Consider the following 19,526-nt stretch of genomic DNA (forward strand, 5'->3'; position numbering starts at 1 on the left):
AATGGAATGAAACTATCGCCAGAAGGCGCTATTTTCTGTTGGTGTATTTGTTAATTATATTCAATTTTATGTACAAACTTTCCTGCTAGTATATCATTAATAATTTGGAAATGGGCAGAAAAATTTGCTGATACCGTAACATCCACCCAATGAATGTCTTTCATATGCCGAAACCATGACACTTGGCGCTTCGCAAATCGGCGCGTGTCACGCTTAAGCAGCGTTACCGCTTCCTCTAAACTCAACTCACCTTCCAGATAGCTGACGATTTCTTTGTAACCGAGTGCCTGCATAGAAATCGCCTGCTTGGGACAGCCTGCGGCTAGGATCGATTGAACTTCCTCAATAAGCCCCTCCTGCATCATAACGTCGATACGTTCCTCAATTCGCTTGTACAAAGTAGCGCGATCCATCGTCAGTCCAATGATACATAGTTCGTAAGGAGACTCTTTTTTCTGGGCTGCCAAATGGGCTGTCATCGTTTCACCAGAGATATAATAGATCTCAAGAGCTCGTATTACACGTCTGCGATCATTGGCATGAAGTCGATCAGCGCTTTCAGGATCAATATCACGCAGCTTCTGATGCAGCGCCTCGTCCCCATGCTCAATAGCGAACGCTTCCTGTTCTTGGCGGAAAGCTTCATCCATACTGACTTCCGTGAATTGATAATCGTAACATACAGACTCGATATAAAGGCCTGTACCTCCTACAATAAATGGAAGCTTCCCACGCGAATGAATGTCCAGAATCAATGCCTTTACACGCTCTTGAAACTCAGCCGCCGAAAAGGGATAGGAAGGATCATGAATATCAATCAAATGATGCGGGACAAGCTTCTGCTCAGCTTCACTCGCTTTGGCTGTTCCAATATCCATACCTCGATACACCTGCATGGAATCTCCGGAAATAATTTCGCAGCCAAACTTCTGAGCGATTTCTAAACTTAGCTTGGTCTTGCCAACTGCCGTGGGACCTAGTAGCACGAGTAATTTCGGCTTGGCTGATGGGGCTAACACAGTCGAATCACTCCATACGTTGTTTTGGTCGTCGATCGCAATACATGCTCGAACCCGAGCCGGGCAAATTCTTTACTGTCTCTGTTTTCTTTGAGCACAATGCTCTTGCGTGCAACTCTTTTAGCCTCTTCGATAGATGCCATACGGACAGCTTCATCGTTCGCATTGCGTCTAAGATGAGAAATCGCTTGAGATTCCTCAATCGGACTGCGAAACATCGGGTCAAAATAGACAACATCTACACTTTGCGGTGCCAATTGCTGTAAATACGCGAGGTGATGTGTCTTTCTAACCGTGATGCGCCTCATAGCCTCGTTAAGCTCGGGAATTTCCGATTCATAAACGGCTAAACCCTCTTGGATCAGCATAGCTGGAATCTTTTCGCTTTCAAGTGCCGTGACGCTTCCTTGCGGGCCAACAGCAAAGGAGAAAACGATAGAATCCGACGCTAAACCTGCTGTACAATCCACGATATCATCGCCAAATGCTGCACCAGAAGCCTCAATTAATAAATCGGCTTCACCTCGCTGCATACGTTTGACACGAACGAGGGCCATACTTGGATGAAAAAAGTACGCAGGTTGGTCATCTCCATAGTACCTGATCTCATCTCTTGTCACAAGCAGAAGGGAATCATCCTTATAATTATTCCTAAGATGTTCCAAAGAATACTTCCTTCGGGGTACGACTCGGCCGTCATACGCAGCAGCCAATCGTACGGCTTTGTCCAATAAAACACTGGACGGATTATATGAAGTTGTCACTAACACGGGTTTACATCACTCGCTTAAACATTTTTTCCAGTTCATAAGTCGTAAAGCTGACGACAATGGGCCGTCCGTGCGGGCAGGTGTAAGGATTACGGCAGCCTGCTAGCCGATCGATCAGCGTTTCCATTTCAAGAACACTTAGTCCTTGATTAGCTTTGATCGATGCTTTGCAAGAGCACATAATAGCCGCCTTTTCTCTTAGTTTGGCGATGTCTACAGCTTTTTTCTCACTGAGAACCCACTCACACATTTCCTCGATGATCCCCTTCTCTTCGCCTGAAGGAAACCAGTGGGGATGCGCACGGACAAGAAACGTATTCCCGCCGAAAGCCTCCATATACACGCCTGCTTGCTCAAAAAGCGACAGCTTCTCGGCAATAATACCAGCTTCAGACGGTGTAAACTCTAAAGTAATAGGAACGAGTAATTCTTGGCTTGCCTCAGCAGGATTGCCAAAATGCTCATAATAATATTCATAATTAATTCGTTCATGCGCAGCATGCTGATCAATCAGGAACAAGCCTTCTTCGTTTTGGGCGACCAAATAAGTGCCATGCATTTGACCGATCGGGTCCAATCTTGGAAAAGCGGGAAGCAGGGGAGCCTCGCCTTCCTGTTTGGAGGGCAGCAGGTCCATGAATGCTTCATTCGTCCGACGCTGCTGCTGAATCGACGTACTTCTGGGATTGCCTCCAGCAGGAGACGTGTAGCTGTTGTTGGATGGCGATGACGGACGGCTCGAAAATGATGTTCCAGAAGCTCCAGAAGCTATCGAAGATGTCGAACTTCTTTGCGGCTCATCTGCAAGCGGTCGGGAAGTTGACACCGATTCTGGTCGATACGGTGTAACGGCCTCCTTCACTTGTGGCAAAACCATACGGTCTGAATCCACGAGTACGCGTTGAATTGTAGAATCCGGAAGCTTCGCAGGGATCGCAGATGAAGCTGCCGGCGTAGTTGAGCTTGAATCAGTTACTGGCTCAACCGTTCTTGTAAGATCCAGCTGTTCCTGAACGTATGCGCCCTTGGGTGCTGCAGGCTTCATCCCTTGCGGGATCAGCACCTGCCTCCCAAAAAGCCGCTTCACTTCGGCTTCGATTAACGCAGTTAGCTCCGCTTCTTTACTGAAGCGGACCTCAAGCTTAGATGGATGCACGTTCACATCCACTAAGGCAGGATCCATCCCGATGTGCAGCACGGCCACCGGGTAGCGGTTGATCGGCAGCAGGGTATGATAACCCTGCAGCAGCGCTTGATTCAGCGCGAAGTTGCGCACGTAACGACCATTAACTATGGTCGAGATGCCGCCACGGTTCGCGCGGGTCATTTCGGGCTTCGCCACGAAACCCGTGATGGTGTAGTCCAAGCTTTCCACTTGGAGAGGAAGCATTTGTTTGCCGATTGCCGTACCGTAGATGCCGGCGATGACCTGAAGCAAATCTCCGTTGCCCAACGTTTGAAGCAGGAGATTGCTGTTATGTTTCAACGAAAAGGCGATACCTGGGTGAGCCAGCGCTAATCTATACAAATAATCGGAGATATGGCCAAGCTCGGTTTGGATCGTTTTCATATATTTCAACCGCGCCGGTGTGTTGTAAAATAACTCCCTCACCGACACTTCAGTCCCGCGAGAAGCAGCCGTTTCTTCGACACTGCGAATCGAGCCGCCTTCAATGGAAATTTTCCGCCCCAGTCCATCATTCGTAGAGCTAGTGACACACTCTAGCCTAGATACGGATGCTATACTCGGCAAAGCCTCACCTCGGAAGCCTAATGTTCGAATCGAGAATAAGTCTTTACTTGTTGAAATTTTACTCGTTGCATGACGCTGAAAAGCTAATTCGCAATCTTCCAAAGCCATACCGGAGCCGTTATCGGACACCCGAATCAGCTGAAGACCACCCTCTTCAATCGTCACATCAATCCGAGTACTGCCGGCATCCACCGAGTTCTCGACGAGTTCTTTCACCACAGAAGAAGGTCGTTCAACGACTTCCCCAGCGGCGATTTGATTCGCAATATGTTCGCTTAAGAGCTGGATTTTACCCATATTTCTTAGTTCCCCTTTACAGCGCGAATGGAAACATTCTCCCCTTGATCCTTCACTTGCAGCTGTGGAAAATAATCATCGAAAAGATCAACATTGACGTAGCTAGTCCCATTTTCAATGATTAGTTTGTCAGCCTCTACAGGTATCGTATGCGTTCCTTTATTATCGGAAATTTCGACTGTTCGGGTCGCATCGTTCCATGTAATCGTAGCTCCAACAAGTGCCGCTAGGCCGCGAGTTGATGCATATAATTTGCCATTTTCACGGAAATTACCGAATCCACTTCCTATTTCTACGCCGTTATAAGTCACACTGTGCTTGGAAATCTCGACGTTAATATCTGTGATCCCTGCTGTCTGTAAAGCGGTAATCAATTGAGCAGAAGCCCCGTCCACTTTGATGTCCGGTGTGATTCCGACTTTGTTGACCTTACGTTTATTAGGCGTTAAATACTCTTCAACCGTCACTTTCAGCGCACTGTTACTATCCAATTGATAAAGCTGTTGTACGCTGCCTTTGCCATACGTTTGCATGCCGATCACTTTGGCAACGTTATAGTCCTGCAGTGCGCCTGACAGCACTTCCGAAGCGCTAGCGCTATACTCATTCGCCAAAATATAAACAGGAATAGACAATTCCGTTCCGCCCGTGATCAACACCGGATCATCTACACCATTGCGGTCTCTTGTATGAATTAGAACACCTTCTTTGACAAAATGCTTGGCAATGTTCTGAGCCGTATCCACAAGACCTCCTGGATTATTACGAACATCAATAATCAACGATTTCAAACCTTTTGCCTGCAGATTCGTAAGCTGTTTATCAAAATCCTCGTCTGCATCGCTTGAGAAATCCGTTATTTGAATGTAACCAACACCATTCGTGAAGCTCTTGCTATACACTTCCGGTACATTGATCCCTTTGCGAGTAATCTCGACGGTTAACTCTTTGTCTCCGCGTTGAACGGTAACATTAACTTTCGTGCCCGCTACACCAACGATTTTGTTTCTGACTTCATCAATAGAGGTTGTAGAAGCAGGTGTGCCATCCACGGCACGGACATAGTCATCACGCTGCAAGCCTGCTGATTCGGCAGATGAACCTGCAAAAACCTCAGATAGATACACACCCTTGTCATCGATCCCGATTCGAGCGCCCATACCAACATAATTATTTTCTAGGGAGCTGGAGAATTGGCCGTACTCTTCTTGGCTGAAAAATACAGTATATGGATCTTTCAGACCTTCTATCATTTGCTTAATGCTTTGATTAGCTAACGCTTCTTCTGTTACACCACTCACATGCAGTTTGCCAATGATTTCTCTGACTTGCTGGGTTTGTAAATCTTCTTGTGCCAATGCATTTAGGGGTAGAACCGTCATAAGAGCCGACGCCAGTGCTAGTGTAACCTTCATTGTTCTCATTCTTGGTTGTTTCATGTGCGTCTCTCCTCGAATATATATGATTAGGCCTTAAAAACGTGCTAAGCAAGCTATTGCAGCTATTGCAGCTTTTGCTTCCATTCGTATACTAAATTGAGCGCCTGCAGCGGCGTCATATTGATTAAATCAATCCCTTTCAGCTGGTCGAGCACCATCTGAGATTTACCGTCCGGCTGCTTCTTCTTAGCAGCCGTGTTTGTACTGCTGTCGTCCTCGAAGAGGGACAGCTGCTGTACAGGGGCTGCCGCTGGTGGAACGGCTGCCGTCGTTGCGGCGATCTGCGCAGCGCCCGCCGCCCGCTCTTCAAACCCATTCAGCAGCTCATAAGAGCGCTGAATGATGTCCTCGGGCAGCCCTGCGATTTCGGCACAATAGATGCCGTAACTTGTACTCGCTGCCCCGGGGATGAGCTTGCGCAGGAAGGTCACCTGCCTGCCGCTCTCTTTCACAGCCATGCAGTGGTTGCGCAGATGCAAGAGGCTTTCTTCCAGATGCGCAAGCTCATGGAAATGCGTCGAAACGAGCGTCTTACAGCCGATCCGGTCATGCAGGAACTCAATGACCGCCTGCGCGATCGCCATCCCTTCCCCGGTCGAGGTTCCGCGGCCAAGCTCATCGATGATGACAAGGCTCTTGCTTGTCGCCTTCTCAGTCATCACTTGGATGTCCATCATCTCAACCATGAATGTACTCTGACCGCCGATCAGATCATCAGCAGCGCCAATCCGCGTGAAGATTCGATCGGTGACCGGAATGCGCGCAGATTTGGCAGGGACAAAACAGCCGATCTGCGCCATCAGGCAGATCACGGCAACCTGCCGCATATAGGTACTTTTACCGGCCATATTCGGTCCGGTAATAAGCAGAATGCGGCCCTGATCTAGCAGCAAGCTCGTTTCGTTCGCAATGAACGAGCCGTCTTGAATGACCGCCTCCACCACGGGGTGGCGGCCTTCTTCAATCTCGAGATCGAAGCCTTCGCCGATCTCCGGTTTGCGGTAGTGATGCGCCGCGCTGACCGTGGCCAGCGACTGATAAACATCGGCGGTAGCGATCACTTCCGCCAGCTTCTGTAATCTGGAGATATGCTCTGAGATCCGGTCGCGAAGCTCCGTGAACAGTTCATACTCCAGATCAACCATTTTATCCTGCGCTTCCAGAATGAGCGCTTCTTTCTCTTTGAGCTCCGGCGTTACGTAGCGCTCGGCATTCGCAAGCGTCTGCTTGCGTTCGTAGCGGCCCTCCTGCAGCGCGGACATGTTCGCCTTGGTGACCTCAATAAAGTAACCGAACACTTTGTTGTAGCCGATTTTGAGCGACTTGATGCCCGTCGCCTCCCGCTCCTGACGCTCGAGCTCCGCGATCCACTGTTTTCCATTCTTACTGGCTTCCCGTAGTTGATCCAGATAAGGCTGGTAACCTTCGCGGATCATTCCGCCATCCCGAATGGATACAGGAGGCTCGTCCTCAATGGCGCTGGCAATCCAAGACATGACATCTTCACAGGCATCCATATTTTCTACGAGTTTGCGAAGTGTTTCGGAGCCGGAAGCTGCACAGACTTCTTGCAGCAGCGGAACATGCTGCAAGGAGTGCTTGAGAGCGATCATATCGCGAGCATTGGCATTCCCGTAGGAAATACGAGCAACTAAACGCTCCAAATCGTAGACTTCCTTCAGTGCTTGCTTCACATCTTCTCTGATAATGAGCTGATTGTAGAGCAGATTAACAGCTTCCAGACGCTCTTCGATGCGTGATACGCTCATGAGCGGCTTTTCGATCCAACGACGCAGCATTCGTGCACCCATCGCTGTCACCGTTTTGTCGAGCAGCCAAAGCAAAGAACCTTTTTTAGCACGTTCACGTACTGTTTCTACGAGTTCAAGATTTCTACGTGTAAAAGGATCCATCGTCATGAATTGATCGGGTTCATATATCCGGATATGCTTTACATGGGTCAATGCTCTTTTTTGTGTTTCTTTCAAATAGGCAAGCAGCAAGGCAACACCTTGTCGGTTCAAGGCTGATAAAGCAGGCAGAGCGGCATCCTCGGCAAAGTGCTCATCCAGCAGCTTCTCATCCGCTTGCGTCCATTCCGTCAGCACCGTGCTGCGTCCCCAAGTGAGGCCCGTTTCCCGAATTGTTGTTAATAAGCCCTTATCCGTAATGATCTCCGAAGGATTATATACATTGAGTTCATCCACGACTAGTTCCCATGAGTTGGAAAGGCGTGTTGTATACAGTTCACCCGTTGAAATATCGCATGCCGTAAAGGCATAACCGTGTTCCTGACTCACTAGGGAAACGATGTAATTGTTGCTCGATTCGCCCAAAAGCTTGCTATCCATGACCGTCCCCGGTGTAACGATACGAACAATCTCACGTCGCACGACACCTTTGGCTTCAGCAGGGTCTTCAACTTGCTCGCATATGGCGACCTTATACCCTTTCTCGATTAACCGAGACATGTAATTGTCCGCCGCGTGATAAGGAACACCACACATCGGAATTTTCTCTTCGCCGCCGCCTTCTCTACCTGTTAACGTAATCTCCAACTCACGAGAAGCATTGATCGCATCATCAAAAAACATTTCATAGAAATCACCCAGACGAAAAAACAAAAAAGCATCCGGGACTTGCGCCTTCACGGCCAAGTATTGCTGAATCATCGGCGTATATTGGGCCACCTTGCGTTCCTCCAACCAATCACTATATTCATTGTCAAAGTCTATGAAACTACTAAACTTCATTTTCATATGTGTGCAAAAAGAATTGCTGAGGACGAACCTCTGCAGACTGCAATTTATAAACTTTCTTCCGTACAAATTCACGGAATAAGAGCCTCTAAAAACCGCTAACCATCAACCTGCATCGCTTATGTAAAATAGCAGCTTCCGGAGGCTCTTATTCAGCTGTAAATGCAGCATCTACATGCGGATCCCCATGCACAGATTAAAACCATTTCAAATCTCTTATAGATACACTATTATAGCATGATTTGTTCTTCAAAAGCTTCTTTACGATGGTAGGGTGCAATTTTCCAAGCTTTGCGAAAATCTGCTTTTTCGTTCCATGGTTCCATCGATATGATTCTTGCTCGAAGACGTTCCAAAACGTCAGCGAATAGGTCATAGCCCTTCAGCTGCTCAAGATCCTGCCAAAGCTTCGCAACTGTCGCTTGAAGCCGCTGCTTATCCCCACGATAGTAAGCAGCTTGGATCTCCGGATCCTGCAGGGGCTGCCGAGGCAGCAGCCAATAGTTGTCAGCAATGAGCGAGGATAGCGCGAACACACCGCGCGTAATATCAGGCGACTGCAGCCAGCTCGGCAGTGTGCGGTACTCGAAGCCCCCATGCGACTTCTTGCGGAAGTCGCCTAGGAAGCCGTACCGAGGGCGACGCTCCCGCGTCGAGTCGCCCTCGATCAAGATCAAGGGCAGCGCGAGGTAGTTATCGAGCGCGCGCAATAAATGTACATTCAGCCAGCAGCGGCTGAAGTGGATATGTCCGCCAAGGGGGTAGCCCCCCACCGGCATGCCTCCCGAGAGCCACGAGAGGCTCTCGTCGTCGATCTTCCGCGCGGCGAGCTGCATCGTAGATCGCAGGTTCCTCGCCAGCTCGCGCGGGTCTGTGCTGGGCTGCGGGCGCAGCTCTGCCAGCGGCAAGATCAAGCGATGCCCGCTGAGCACGACGGCATCGCAGCCGACCTCGCCGTCCCGCGTCAGGAAGCGGTCGGCGAAGACGACCTTGCCCTGCGGGCTGAGCAGCAGGAACTCGGGGTCGCTGCCGAGCATCGCCCGCTCCTCGCGCCGCTGCTCCTTCGCGCAGGCGATCTCATAGCGATCGATCGCTTGCGCGAATAACTGCGTCAGCTTCCCGTTCAGCTTCGGAACGGGATCCACATCTAGTACTAAGGTGTGCCCACTAGGTAACACACCTATGGTGACAAGACCATAGTCTAGGCCGAGCGCATAGACAGCTTTTACAGACTCACGGCTAGCCCTTCGGACATGAAAATTGGCACGATCTGGTGTAACTTCTATGTAGGCCGGGTTGGTATTTAATTGTCTTTGATCATAGAGCGTTTTCTCCGATAACAGAAGCGTTTCCTTCTTCTCATAAACAATCAATGTCTGTAAATGAAATACAGCAACCTTATACTTATGTGTGAATGCCAACCGCTCATCTTTTGCACTTCGGCTATGATGCCACGCTACGGTTTTGATGCCATGCAAGTGAAGCAGTTCTTCCCGCTTCGAACGCATCTGAGCCCTAAGAATAGCCCTGATGGGCTGCAGAGCGGGCTTCTGCGGCCACTCATCATGAGCAGCTCCCCAATGAATGACGACCTGGCCTCGCCAATCAACCGGCAGATTGGATCCACTGGGTATGCGGATGAGATTCGCTAGCTCGAGCGCTTCTTTTTCCTGTGCGTGCAGTAAGAATGTTTCCATCCGTTTTGCCCCTTCTCCGTTCTCATTCCATCCTCACAGTCCTCTGCATCTGTTCGAACTGCCCATTTATTGAAATAAAACAAAAAAGAGGGCAAATGCCCTCTGCCGAACCTCTTTCACCCGCATACACTGGTGTATAAGATTCCTTAATCCAATCCATCCTCAAGCAGATCGGCATCGAGATCCTCGAAATCTCCATCGCCGCCGTCATCGAAATCCACATGCTTGTCGTCGAAGTCACTTGGACCATACGGGCTAACAATGACAAAAACTTTCGTTTCGGCAATGAGCTCGACTGAGAACTCGCGTTCCACCCGAATGATAACGCTGTTGCCACTTGAAGAGATACTAGCTTCCACACAGTTAGGCTCTTGCGTCGCAACAGCAGAAACTTCGGCTGTCGTCGGCTTATGTTTTTTGTCCAGGTAGCTTAGCCCAACAATTTCTACATAAGAAACGGTTTCTTTTGCTACGTCTGTTTTGGTGTTACGATCGTAAGAATACCAGATGTTGATATCATAAGTACCAACTACCTCTACGCCCTCTCCGGATTGGATCGCCTCGAATTGGTTATTAATAATCCAAGCGCCCAATATACTGGTCGGAGAAAAGGGCGGAGTCACGGTATGACTTACATGCGAAAATTTGCGACCTTTACCGCAGACAGCTTTTGTTATGATCTCTCTGCTTTGCAAATCTTTATCTAATGACATCCTTTCAACCTCCTCCATACAATCATTCATTACAAGTGTATGCAGGACAGTAGTCTAGAGTGACAATTATTTTATATTATTTTTACGATATAAAAATACTCATATCTTTAAGAGTCAACCCGCCTCTGGGCGCTGTTTTTTTTGCTTTTTGGCTATAGATAAATATTGCATCAGCTCCCTGTTAAGCTGTAAAATGGCAGATCGCACCTCGAATTCTTCCCGACTTTCCGGCAGAGGCAGCTGTTTATAACGAGCATCTAGAGCTTGCAATTCTTTCTCCGCATCACCAGTATAGTAGTCTTCCTTAACGGATTGACTAATATCTTCAAGAATCGCTGCCACCCACTCCCCCTGCGGCAAAGTTTGATACACTTGTGCTACCAGATCGATCATCCGATGGATAGACTCCAACTGCTCACCCCTCATAAAGAAATATACCTGCAAGTAGGGGTCTCCTCCGAAAATAAGTGTATTCTCCATCGTACGTTTAGCCAGTCCAGCCCCTTGATTAATCTCATCACTTACTTCCAAAAGCTCCTTGCCATCCCAGACAACGGTATTGTCTCTCAAATGCTTAGCCATGTTTACAAAAATATCCGAGAATAACGACTCGATTCGTTGCTTATGCGCCTCGATCGCTTTATCCGTCTTAGGCATATAGGCGATGTTGATGAGTGTTGCTGTACCCAGTCCAACGAGCAGAAGTAATATTTCATTCATTACTGCCGTCCATCCAGCAGACTCATAGGCGAAGAGGTGTAACATGACGACAGCCCCAGTCACAGCACCCTCCGTAATTCGCAGCCGATGCAGGATGGGGAACACAACAAGAATGAATATACCCACTACCCACACATGGAAGCCTAATACCATAAAAAGAAGAGAGCCTGTAAGAAGCGCGAGCAAGGAAGCTCCGATCCGATGAAGTGCGCTTTGAATCCCTTTTTTCTTCGTCACTTCGATACCCAGAATAGCGAGAAGTCCCGCTGCCGCAGGTGATTTTATCTCGAAAACGTGCGCTAGATACATCGCTATAACGACCGCCAGCGCTGTTTTGAGCACACGAAAGCCCATAGCTTTTTCACCTCTTTGTTGGTTTTAACTATGGGCTCATTATTTCATTTTGGGCAATAAGTGGCAAGCTTTATCGATGTTTTGTCATTCTTTTTTCCAAATTGGACACAATTTGATACATGACTGTAGCCACACTCGCAATGACGAACAAAGTAGAGATAACCAACGTAAAATTAAACACTTGAAAACCGTATATAATTAAATAACCAAGACCCATTTGCGAAACGAGAAATTCGCCTACGATCACACCGATCCATGCTAAACCTACATTCACTTTCAACGTCGAGACAATGGCGGGGAATGAAGCGGGTAGAATAGCTTTTAAGAACACTTTTCGCTGATTACCCCCAAATAATGTGACGACCTTTACATAGTTGTGGTCCACCTCTTTGAAGCTCCCGTATACGACCAGGGTTGTGATAATCACTGTTATCGAAAGCGTAGTTGCAATGATCGAAAGCAAGCCTGGACCCAACCCTACGATAAATAACGGTCCAAGCGCTACTTTAGGCATACTATTCAGCACGACAATATATGGATCAAGCACGCGAGAGAGAAACGGCGACCACCAAATCACAACAGCTAACGCAGTACCGAACAAAGTGCCTAGCACAAAACCGATAATGGTTTCAACGACCGTTACGCCCACATGCGGAAGGAGGCTGCCATCAAGGAGTTTATCCCAGAGCAGCTTAAACACTTTCGTTGGATAACTAAAAAGCAGCACATCGATCCATTTTAAACGGGCAGCCAATTCCCAAAAGAAAAAAAACAAAAGTAGGATGGCTAGTTGAACAAGCCTTACATAGTTCGTTTTCTTTTTCCTTGCGGCCAAAAATTGCTGATGAACCTGCTGTTTAAGCGTATCGTCCGCATTTACGTTGAGACGCGCCTGCTGCTGACCATCACTCATGATACACGCCCCCAAACTCCTGCCATATCAATCGAAAGAGTACATGAAAATCGGGCAATTCACGCGCAGCGAAAGGCACGGAAGACCGAATATCCTGCGGAATTATAAATGCTTTGCGAATTCTTCCCGGATTAGGATCCAGCACAATGATACGATCACTCATCGCTATCGCCTCAGAGATATCATGTGTCACGAGGAGAGCTGTCTTCTTCTTCGCACGAAGTGTCTCTACAACCAAATCCTCCAACTGAAGCTTGGTTTGATAATCAAGCGCGGAGAACGGTTCATCCAGCAGAAGCAGTTCTGGCTCTGTGGCTAATGTTCTTACTAAAGCTACTCGCTGACGCATGCCTCCGGATAGCTGAGAGGGATAATAATCTTTGAATCCGAGCAGCCCCATCTCATCCAATAAATGAAGCACACCCTGTTTCTTCTCTTTGGTTAACGTGCCTGTAATTTCCAATCCCATACAAGCATTGTCTTCGATCGAGCGCCATGGGAATAAATAATCCTGCTGAAGCATATACCCTACCCTTGTCGATGGCCCGTTAACGACTTCTCCCGCTACAGTCACTGTACCTGCTGTCGGACGAATGAGCCCGGCAATGATCGATAAGAGAGTTGTCTTCCCACAGCCACTTGGACCAATCAGACTAACAAATTCACCACGCTGGATTTCAAAATCAATCTGCTCCACAGCAAGCGTAGCTCTTTCCTCGGTCACATAAACTTGTGTCACGTCTTTCACAGTCACAGCTGTATCCATGTTCGTACCCCCTCTTGTTCGATTCATCGACATGCCTAGTACTGAATACTATGGTTTTACGTTCGATTTCGCTTTTTCAGCGTAGGTATTGTTCACTAGCTTTTTCCAAGCTACCTTTTCTTTCAACTCACCCGCAGAAGTCATCACATCCAGCAAATTGTTCCATTCTTGTTCATCAATAATACCGTCAGTCGCGAATGATCCTTGATCCTTATAACGTTTGACAACACTTTTAACAATTTCTACATCAATATCTTTAAAATAAGGCAGAACCGCATTCGTGATTTCATCCACACTTTTTGCTGCAACCCAAAGCTGAGCTCGTTGTACCGCATTCGTGAACTTCTGAACTGTACTAGTGTTTGATTTCATGAAGCTTTGTTTGGCCATAAATACCGTATAAGGCAGGTGTCCGCTCTCCACACCAAAGGAAGCCAAAACGAAGCCCTTGCCTTCTTTTTCAATAATGGAAGCTTGCGGTTCGAAGAGCTGTACATATTCCCCTGTTCCCGATGCATACGCGGAAGCAATATTTGCAAATTCGATATTCTGAATGAGCTGGAGATCCTTTTGCGGGTTGATATTGTGTTTCTTCAGCGTGAACTCTCCTGCCATCTGAGGCATGCCGCCTTTTCGTTGACCGAGGAAAACAGATCCCTTAAGCGAGTTCCAGTCGAACTTATCCACTTTCTTCCGAGCAACCAGGAAAGTACCGTCCGTTTGTGTCAGCTGAGCAAAATTAATAACCGGATCATCCGAGCCTTGTTGAGATACGTAGATCGAAGTTTCCGATCCAACTAAAGCTACATCAATAGCGTTTGACAATAAGGCTGTCATCGTCTTGTCGCCACCTGGTGTGGTGGTCAATTCAACGTCAAGCCCTTCATCCTTGAAAAAACCTTGCGATAAAGCCACATACTGCGGTGCATAAAAGATGGATCGCGTCACTTCGCCAATACGAACCTTAGTGGTTTCTTGGCTCTTCGTTCCGCACGCCGTAACGATTACACTGAGCAGTAGGACGGTGGATAAAGTGAATCCCCATCTTTTCCGATTGTTCATAGACGTCCCTCCGATAAAAGTAGTAATGTATCCTATGCAGGAGCCCAGAAGTCGGTTAATATTGTTTTTCTGAAAATATGGGAGTTCCTGACCCTCAGCAAACTCCTCATATGTTCACACAATCTATGTTGTAAAAAATGCAACACGGTAAGCAAAAAAAACAGCACCTCAAGGCCATATTCCTGCCTCAAGATGCTGCTTTAACCATGTTAAATACCGTAAACCGTTTGGTACTTTTCTTCCAAGTATTGAACCAAATAGTCGGGATTCAACTCTTCCCCAGTCACTTGGCGAATGATTTCATTCGGCGTCAAAAGCTTGCCATACTGGTACACTTTATCCGTTAACCATTCCTTAATCGGTACCAGATTGCCTTCTGCAATCAAGCTATCGAAATTCGGAAGCTCTTTACGAAGGGTATGCGTGAATTGCGCCGCGTACATATTACCGAGTGCATACGACGGGAAGTAACCAAATGCGCCACCAGACCAGTGCACATCCTGCAGTACACCTTCGCCGTCATTCTCAGGAACAACGCCCAAATACTCTTCGTATTTGGCGTTCCAAGCTTTAGGCAGATCTGCTACGGCAATCGTCCCGTTGAACAACCCTTTTTCCAGCTCATAGCGAATCATAATATGTAAGTTGTAAGTCAATTCATCGGCTTCAATGCGGATTAATGAAGGCTCAATATGGTTGATGGCACGATAGAAGGAATCTACGTCCACATCATCAATTTGCCCGCTAAACGTCGTTTGCAGCTCACCATAGTAACGATCCCAGAACTGTTTACTGCGACCGATCACATTTTCCCAGAAGCGGGATTGTGATTCGTGGATTCCCATCGACGTGCCTGTGCACAGATTCGTGCCAACTAAGTCTTTTGAAATGTTTTGCTCATACAGCGCATGTCCACCTTCATGAATCGTTCCGAACAAAGCGGACGTAATGTCATTCGGCAAATAGCGTGTTGTGATCCGTACATCACCTGGGTTCAGCGCCGTCGCGAAAGGATGCACCGTTTCATCTAGTCGGCCCGCTTCAAAGTCATACTGCATTTGCTTCAAAATAGAAAGTGAGAACTTCTTCTGCTTGCTAATTTCAAATTGCTGATCCAAAAAGGATCGATTAGGCTGATTGGCTGAAGCTTGAATACGCTGAAGTAAGGGAACCGCTTTTTCACGCAGCGCACCGAATACTTCGTCTAATTTCTCAACGGTCATTCCCGGTTCATACATATCTAATAACGTGTTGTATTTATTGCCTTCATAGCCCCAAAGCTCGATAAATTCTTGGGTTGTAGCTACGATTTTCTCCAAAAAAGGTTGGAACGAAGCCCAATCGGAGTTATGCTTCGCATCTTCCCATGCGGATTCAGCTTGCGAAGTAAGGACAACATAAGCCTGATATTTCTCAGCCGGGATTTTTTTACTGCGATCATATTCTTTTTTGCATTCTACGACCATTTTTTTGGAAATGGCATCTAGCTTCTCCAGTTCGGAAGGCTGCATGAAAAAGTCCAAATAACTTCCCATTTCATCGGATGTAGACATACGGAAAACTTCGGTGGACAGCTCTCCGACGACTTCAGAACGCGTTTCTATTCCTTTTTTTGGAGCGCCGGTACGCATATCCCAATAAATTAAGGCGATGGCCTCCTCATATTGCTTCATTTTGCGGACATAGGCCTTGAAAGATTCCAGCTTTGCTGGGGCTGCTTGCACACTCATGCTCTAATCTCCTCCCAAAAGTTTCTTATTTTATCATACTTCGTCCCCTACTCAGAATCAAATTTATGCTGAGGTATGATAGAATAATGACAAGCTTAGTCAAAAAGCCTATCTGTGCAAACACTCGAAGGAGATGACTCTTATGAAAATCACGTTTACCGATACAGCTATTCATAGATTGAGACCATTTATAGGACAAAATGAAGCTATATTAAAGCTAGTTTTTGATACCGAAGACTGCGGCTGCTCTGTGAATGGAGTGCCTACCCTTTGGCTAGTTTCCCAAGCAAATGATGGTGATCTTACCGCTGAAACCGAATCTCTCAAGCTCATTTATAAAGCCAAGGATGAAATCTTTTTTGAAGAAAACATGAAAATTGACTACCATGAAGGGAATAAATCCTATATACTTAAGAGTAATAATCAAATTTATAATGCGGGTATGAGCTTAGTCGACAAAAGATAAATCTGCTAAAAATATAGACAAGCAGCACATCAACTTACCTGGAGGGAAACCATGTCTTTGATTAGCGAAATCTTGAATTACAACAAGGAATTCGTAGAAACGAAGCAGTATCAAGAGTTTCTGACTACGAAATTTCCAGACAAACGGATGGTTGTTCTTACTTGCATGGATACGCGGCTGGTCGAACTGCTGCCCAAAGCCATGAATCTTCAAAATGGAGACGCCAAAATCATTAAAAATGCCGGAGCGATTGTCTCTCATCCCTTCGGAAGTGTTATGCGTAGTATTATCGTCGCCGTCTATCAGTTAGAAGCGGATGAAATATTCGTTATTGGGCATCACGACTGCGGGATGACGGGGTTAAATTCAGAGAGTGTAATTACGAAAGCGAAAAACAGAGGCATCTCCGATGATGTCATTGAGACACTTGGACATTCAGGTATCGACTTGTCTCGCTGGTTAACAGGCTTTAATCATGTGCGCGAAGGCATTGAGAAGAGCGTTAACATCATTCGAAACCATCCTTTGCTTCCAAAAAATTTACCTGTTCACGGTCTCATTATGGACCCCGAATCAGGACGACTCGATTTGGTGGAAGTCGGTTATGAGTCAGACGGTTCCGTATCTAAGGAGTAAAATGAGCTAGCCAAAAAAAATCCATAACAAAGAAGCCTTCTAACCCACTGCGAATGTGGAGTTGAGGGCTTTTTTTCTGTGACATTTACACTCGTTGTGGATCTCCTTCAAATACTCAGCTCTTCGCTGTTCTCGCTCATCTTAAGCGCGGTTTTCGAGCAAAAAAGCTTGTATAATTGCAGGTTTACCAAAACCGTAGTCACTCCTGTTCGTTAAAGTTCGCTCCAACCAAAAACATATAAATTTCAAAAAAGGCGCCTTCCCCCTTAACGGGGTAGGCGCCTTTGCACTTACCGTGTTACATTTTTATCGTTTTCACTAAGCGTTTAGCGTCGCCGTTAGGTGTTGCTACTACTTCATACACGTTGATGCTGACATCGGAACTCAATTGTTCGGATTTGATATTGCCGAAATCAATGAATTGAACGCCGGACATGATTTTTTGCTGCCCTGTGAAGGTCATCGACTTGGAGCTTAGCAGTCGTCCTTCCGAGTCAACAACTTCAAAAGCAAGTGTTGAGAAGTTCGCATCCGTAATCACCTGCTCCTGCCTCTTCACATCCAAATCCAATCGTAACCTGTAAGCATAGGATGAATCTTTGCTATAAGTAGCGCTCACGGAGTAATCCTTCAAGTCGATGGTGAATGGATACAAGGAGATAGGGCCCGTACTTGGTATTGGTTGAACGGCTGTTTGGTATGACCCTACCGCTAGGCGATTGGCATCATAAACATTAAGTGCAAGCTGATCGGCTTTCTCGCCAGCAGGCAGCATGTAAGAATAACTCATCACATAGCTGGTGTTGGGTGCAATCGTCTTCGCTATTGCTGACTGTCGAACGCCTGAGTATGTGTAGCCCTCAGCGCTTGTCAAATCCGTTTGGAAATCCGGAACGGTCAAAGATGCTGTTCCTTTATTCGTCAGCTTATACTTTGCAACTACCGTTTTAAAGCCGAAGTCCGAATTCTCACTCATCCCAAACTCCACAAGGGATACATCAACATTCGAATCAATAAGATTACTTGCCGTAAGCTTGAATGGTGTGCCAAGGGTATATGCTTGTGCTGCTGCGTAAGAGGAAACCTCTCCACCACTTCCTGCTCCGGCAAGCGTCGTAATCGAAACCGGTAAATTTACCGCTTGCTTACTGGCGCTTGAATCTGAACTACCGGTTCCTGTACTTGGTTGTGTCGTTGTTGAAGCACCGGTCTGCTTTTCAAGCACAACCAACTGCAGCGCATCAGTGTTCAACCCAGCAGGCAAAATACCAGAAAAACGGAATGTCGTAGACTCATTCGGTGATAAATACGACGTACGTACGGCGTTATCACTAGAGGTAACAGCTACGCTGCCTCGAAGTGCTTGGAACTCTGCCGATAAGGCGGGTATGGTCACAATTCCATCGCTTTGATTCGTTAAGGTCACATTCGCTTGCAAATGTAATCCATCCGATTGCTTACTAGCTGCTGCCCATGAGGTTGAGATTGTTAGGCCCTTAACATCCGAGTTTGGGTACTCCGTCTTGTCACCGATTTTACCAACGGAAAAAGACTTCGCAACATTCAGTGAACCCAAAACGGTGGTTTTCACCTTACCTTTTGGAGAGAACAGCAATGCCAAATCTTTGGTCTCCAGGGCTGCTGGAATCGCAGCTTGTAAGGTGGCTTTAACAGGCTGCTGAGGAAGTAAAGATTGCCCTCCCCCTTGAGCAAACTGGGCACTGTATGTTAGCCCTTTACTATCTTGAAAATTGAATTCAAGTCCATCAGGCAGCTTTAACGTTGAACTACTTAGATTTTCAAGTAATAAGTCTGTATTCACCATCCATACCCCGTCTTTATAGACCTTATAGCTATTGCCTAATTGGGCCGTTACTAACGCATCATCAGCAAGCGTAGAGTCCAATTCCTTCAAATTAAGAACAGCTTGTTGAAGCACGGATTGACCCGACTCCGCCAAAGCAGCCTCTACGGATAGAGCACCAATATCTTCCATTGCATTATAGTTCCATTCGAAAATATCGACCTTTAACTGGGACGGAGTCAAATTCGCAGGAATTTCAGAAGTAAATTTGAAGGTGCCGGTTTCTCCCGCTTTCACACGAGCCGTTACTTTCTCACTCAGCTTCGCCGTGTAAGACACACCATTCGTGTCTATAACTTTGACCCCATAGTTGTTGAAATCAATCGGCGAGCTGCTGTTATTGTTCAGGCCTAATGAGAAGCGAAGTGACCCATCTTCAGCCCCTGCAGACAAGGTTACTTTGTCCAAAGTAAAGTAGACGGAATCACTGAGAAACACGCCTTCCTTTCCAGCAAAAGCCGATGTCGCAAAGGGGAATGTTAGGAAGCTTGCTGCGGTTAGCATTAAAGCCGAACGACTGAGCAAGCGTTTCATCTTTCGTTGTTGGTTCACAGGTAGTCCTCCTCAG

At 46.9% G+C, this 19,526-nt stretch carries 15 protein-coding genes; 2 read left to right on the plus strand and 13 right to left on the minus strand.

Going from position 1 to position 19,526, the window contains the following annotated elements; genetic code table 11:
- Window positions 1-50: 50 nt before the first annotated feature.
- The 12 genes from miaA to NYR53_RS20165 all read right to left on the minus strand — a co-directional run bounded on the left by miaA (window position 51) and on the right by NYR53_RS20165 (window position 15,992).
- The gene (miaA, locus tag NYR53_RS20110; protein WP_261301000.1) at window positions 51-1,019 is read right to left on the minus strand and encodes a tRNA (adenosine(37)-N6)-dimethylallyltransferase MiaA; all 969 of its coding nucleotides are present in this window, start codon (window positions 1,017-1,019) and stop codon (window positions 51-53) included.
- Window positions 1,013-1,783: a class I SAM-dependent methyltransferase gene (locus tag NYR53_RS20115; RefSeq protein ID WP_367618551.1), complete on the minus strand. Its 771-nt coding sequence runs from the start codon at window positions 1,781-1,783 to the stop codon at window positions 1,013-1,015. Before NYR53_RS20115 ends, miaA begins: the two co-directional genes overlap by 7 nt.
- Window positions 1,784-1,793: 10 nt before the next feature.
- Window positions 1,794-3,839 (minus strand): DNA mismatch repair endonuclease MutL, encoded by a 2,046-nt coding sequence (gene mutL / locus NYR53_RS20120; RefSeq protein WP_261301002.1) that lies wholly within the window; start codon window positions 3,837-3,839, stop codon window positions 1,794-1,796.
- Between the two features lie 5 nt (window positions 3,840-3,844).
- Complete coding sequence (locus NYR53_RS20125; RefSeq protein WP_261301003.1) at window positions 3,845-5,278, minus strand: S41 family peptidase; 1,434 nt, start codon at window positions 5,276-5,278, stop codon at window positions 3,845-3,847.
- Between the two features lie 62 nt (window positions 5,279-5,340).
- Window positions 5,341-7,968, minus strand: a complete 2,628-nt coding sequence (gene mutS / locus NYR53_RS20130) for a DNA mismatch repair protein MutS (RefSeq protein WP_261306445.1) — start codon at window positions 7,966-7,968, stop codon at window positions 5,341-5,343.
- Window positions 7,969-8,267: 299 nt separating this feature from the next.
- Entirely contained in the window at window positions 8,268-9,734 is a 1,467-nt protein-coding gene (locus NYR53_RS20135) for a putative amidoligase domain-containing protein (protein ID WP_261301004.1), read from the minus strand.
- 146 nt (window positions 9,735-9,880) lie between these two features.
- Complete coding sequence (gene cotE, locus NYR53_RS20140) at window positions 9,881-10,447, minus strand: outer spore coat protein CotE (protein WP_173190417.1); 567 nt, start codon at window positions 10,445-10,447, stop codon at window positions 9,881-9,883.
- Window positions 10,448-10,561: 114 nt separating this feature from the next.
- Window positions 10,562-11,521: an aromatic acid exporter family protein gene (locus tag NYR53_RS20145; protein WP_261301005.1), complete on the minus strand. Its 960-nt coding sequence runs from the start codon at window positions 11,519-11,521 to the stop codon at window positions 10,562-10,564.
- A 70-nt stretch (window positions 11,522-11,591) separates the two neighbouring features.
- A complete protein-coding gene (locus NYR53_RS20150; protein WP_261301006.1) occupies window positions 11,592-12,434 on the minus strand; it encodes an ABC transporter permease in 843 nt (280 codons plus the stop codon).
- The gene (locus NYR53_RS20155; RefSeq protein ID WP_261301007.1) at window positions 12,427-13,200 is read right to left on the minus strand and encodes an ABC transporter ATP-binding protein; all 774 of its coding nucleotides are present in this window, start codon (window positions 13,198-13,200) and stop codon (window positions 12,427-12,429) included. The genes NYR53_RS20150 and NYR53_RS20155 overlap by 8 nt, the downstream gene beginning before the upstream one ends.
- Window positions 13,201-13,248: 48 nt before the next feature.
- Complete coding sequence (locus tag NYR53_RS20160; RefSeq protein WP_261301008.1) at window positions 13,249-14,262, minus strand: ABC transporter substrate-binding protein; 1,014 nt, start codon at window positions 14,260-14,262, stop codon at window positions 13,249-13,251.
- Between the two features lie 209 nt (window positions 14,263-14,471).
- On the minus strand, window positions 14,472-15,992 hold the full coding sequence (locus NYR53_RS20165) for a carboxypeptidase M32 (protein ID WP_261301009.1): 1,521 nt from the start codon (window positions 15,990-15,992) through the stop codon (window positions 14,472-14,474).
- Window positions 15,993-16,134: 142 nt separating this feature from the next.
- Here NYR53_RS20165 and NYR53_RS20170 point away from each other — a divergent pair, with 142 nt between their 5' ends.
- The gene (locus tag NYR53_RS20170) at window positions 16,135-16,458 is read left to right on the plus strand and encodes an iron-sulfur cluster biosynthesis family protein (protein ID WP_261301010.1); all 324 of its coding nucleotides are present in this window, start codon (window positions 16,135-16,137) and stop codon (window positions 16,456-16,458) included.
- A gap of 51 nt (window positions 16,459-16,509) precedes the next feature.
- Window positions 16,510-17,094, plus strand: a complete 585-nt coding sequence (locus NYR53_RS20175) for a beta-class carbonic anhydrase (RefSeq protein WP_261301011.1) — start codon at window positions 16,510-16,512, stop codon at window positions 17,092-17,094.
- Between the two features lie 298 nt (window positions 17,095-17,392).
- Here NYR53_RS20175 and NYR53_RS20180 read toward each other — a convergent pair whose 3' ends face one another.
- A complete protein-coding gene (locus tag NYR53_RS20180; protein WP_261301012.1) occupies window positions 17,393-19,510 on the minus strand; it encodes a hypothetical protein in 2,118 nt (705 codons plus the stop codon).
- Window positions 19,511-19,526: the final 16 nt, after the last annotated feature.

The organism is Paenibacillus andongensis (assembly GCF_025369935.1).
GTDB classification, from domain to species: domain Bacteria; phylum Bacillota; class Bacilli; order Paenibacillales; family NBRC-103111; genus Paenibacillus_E; species Paenibacillus_E andongensis.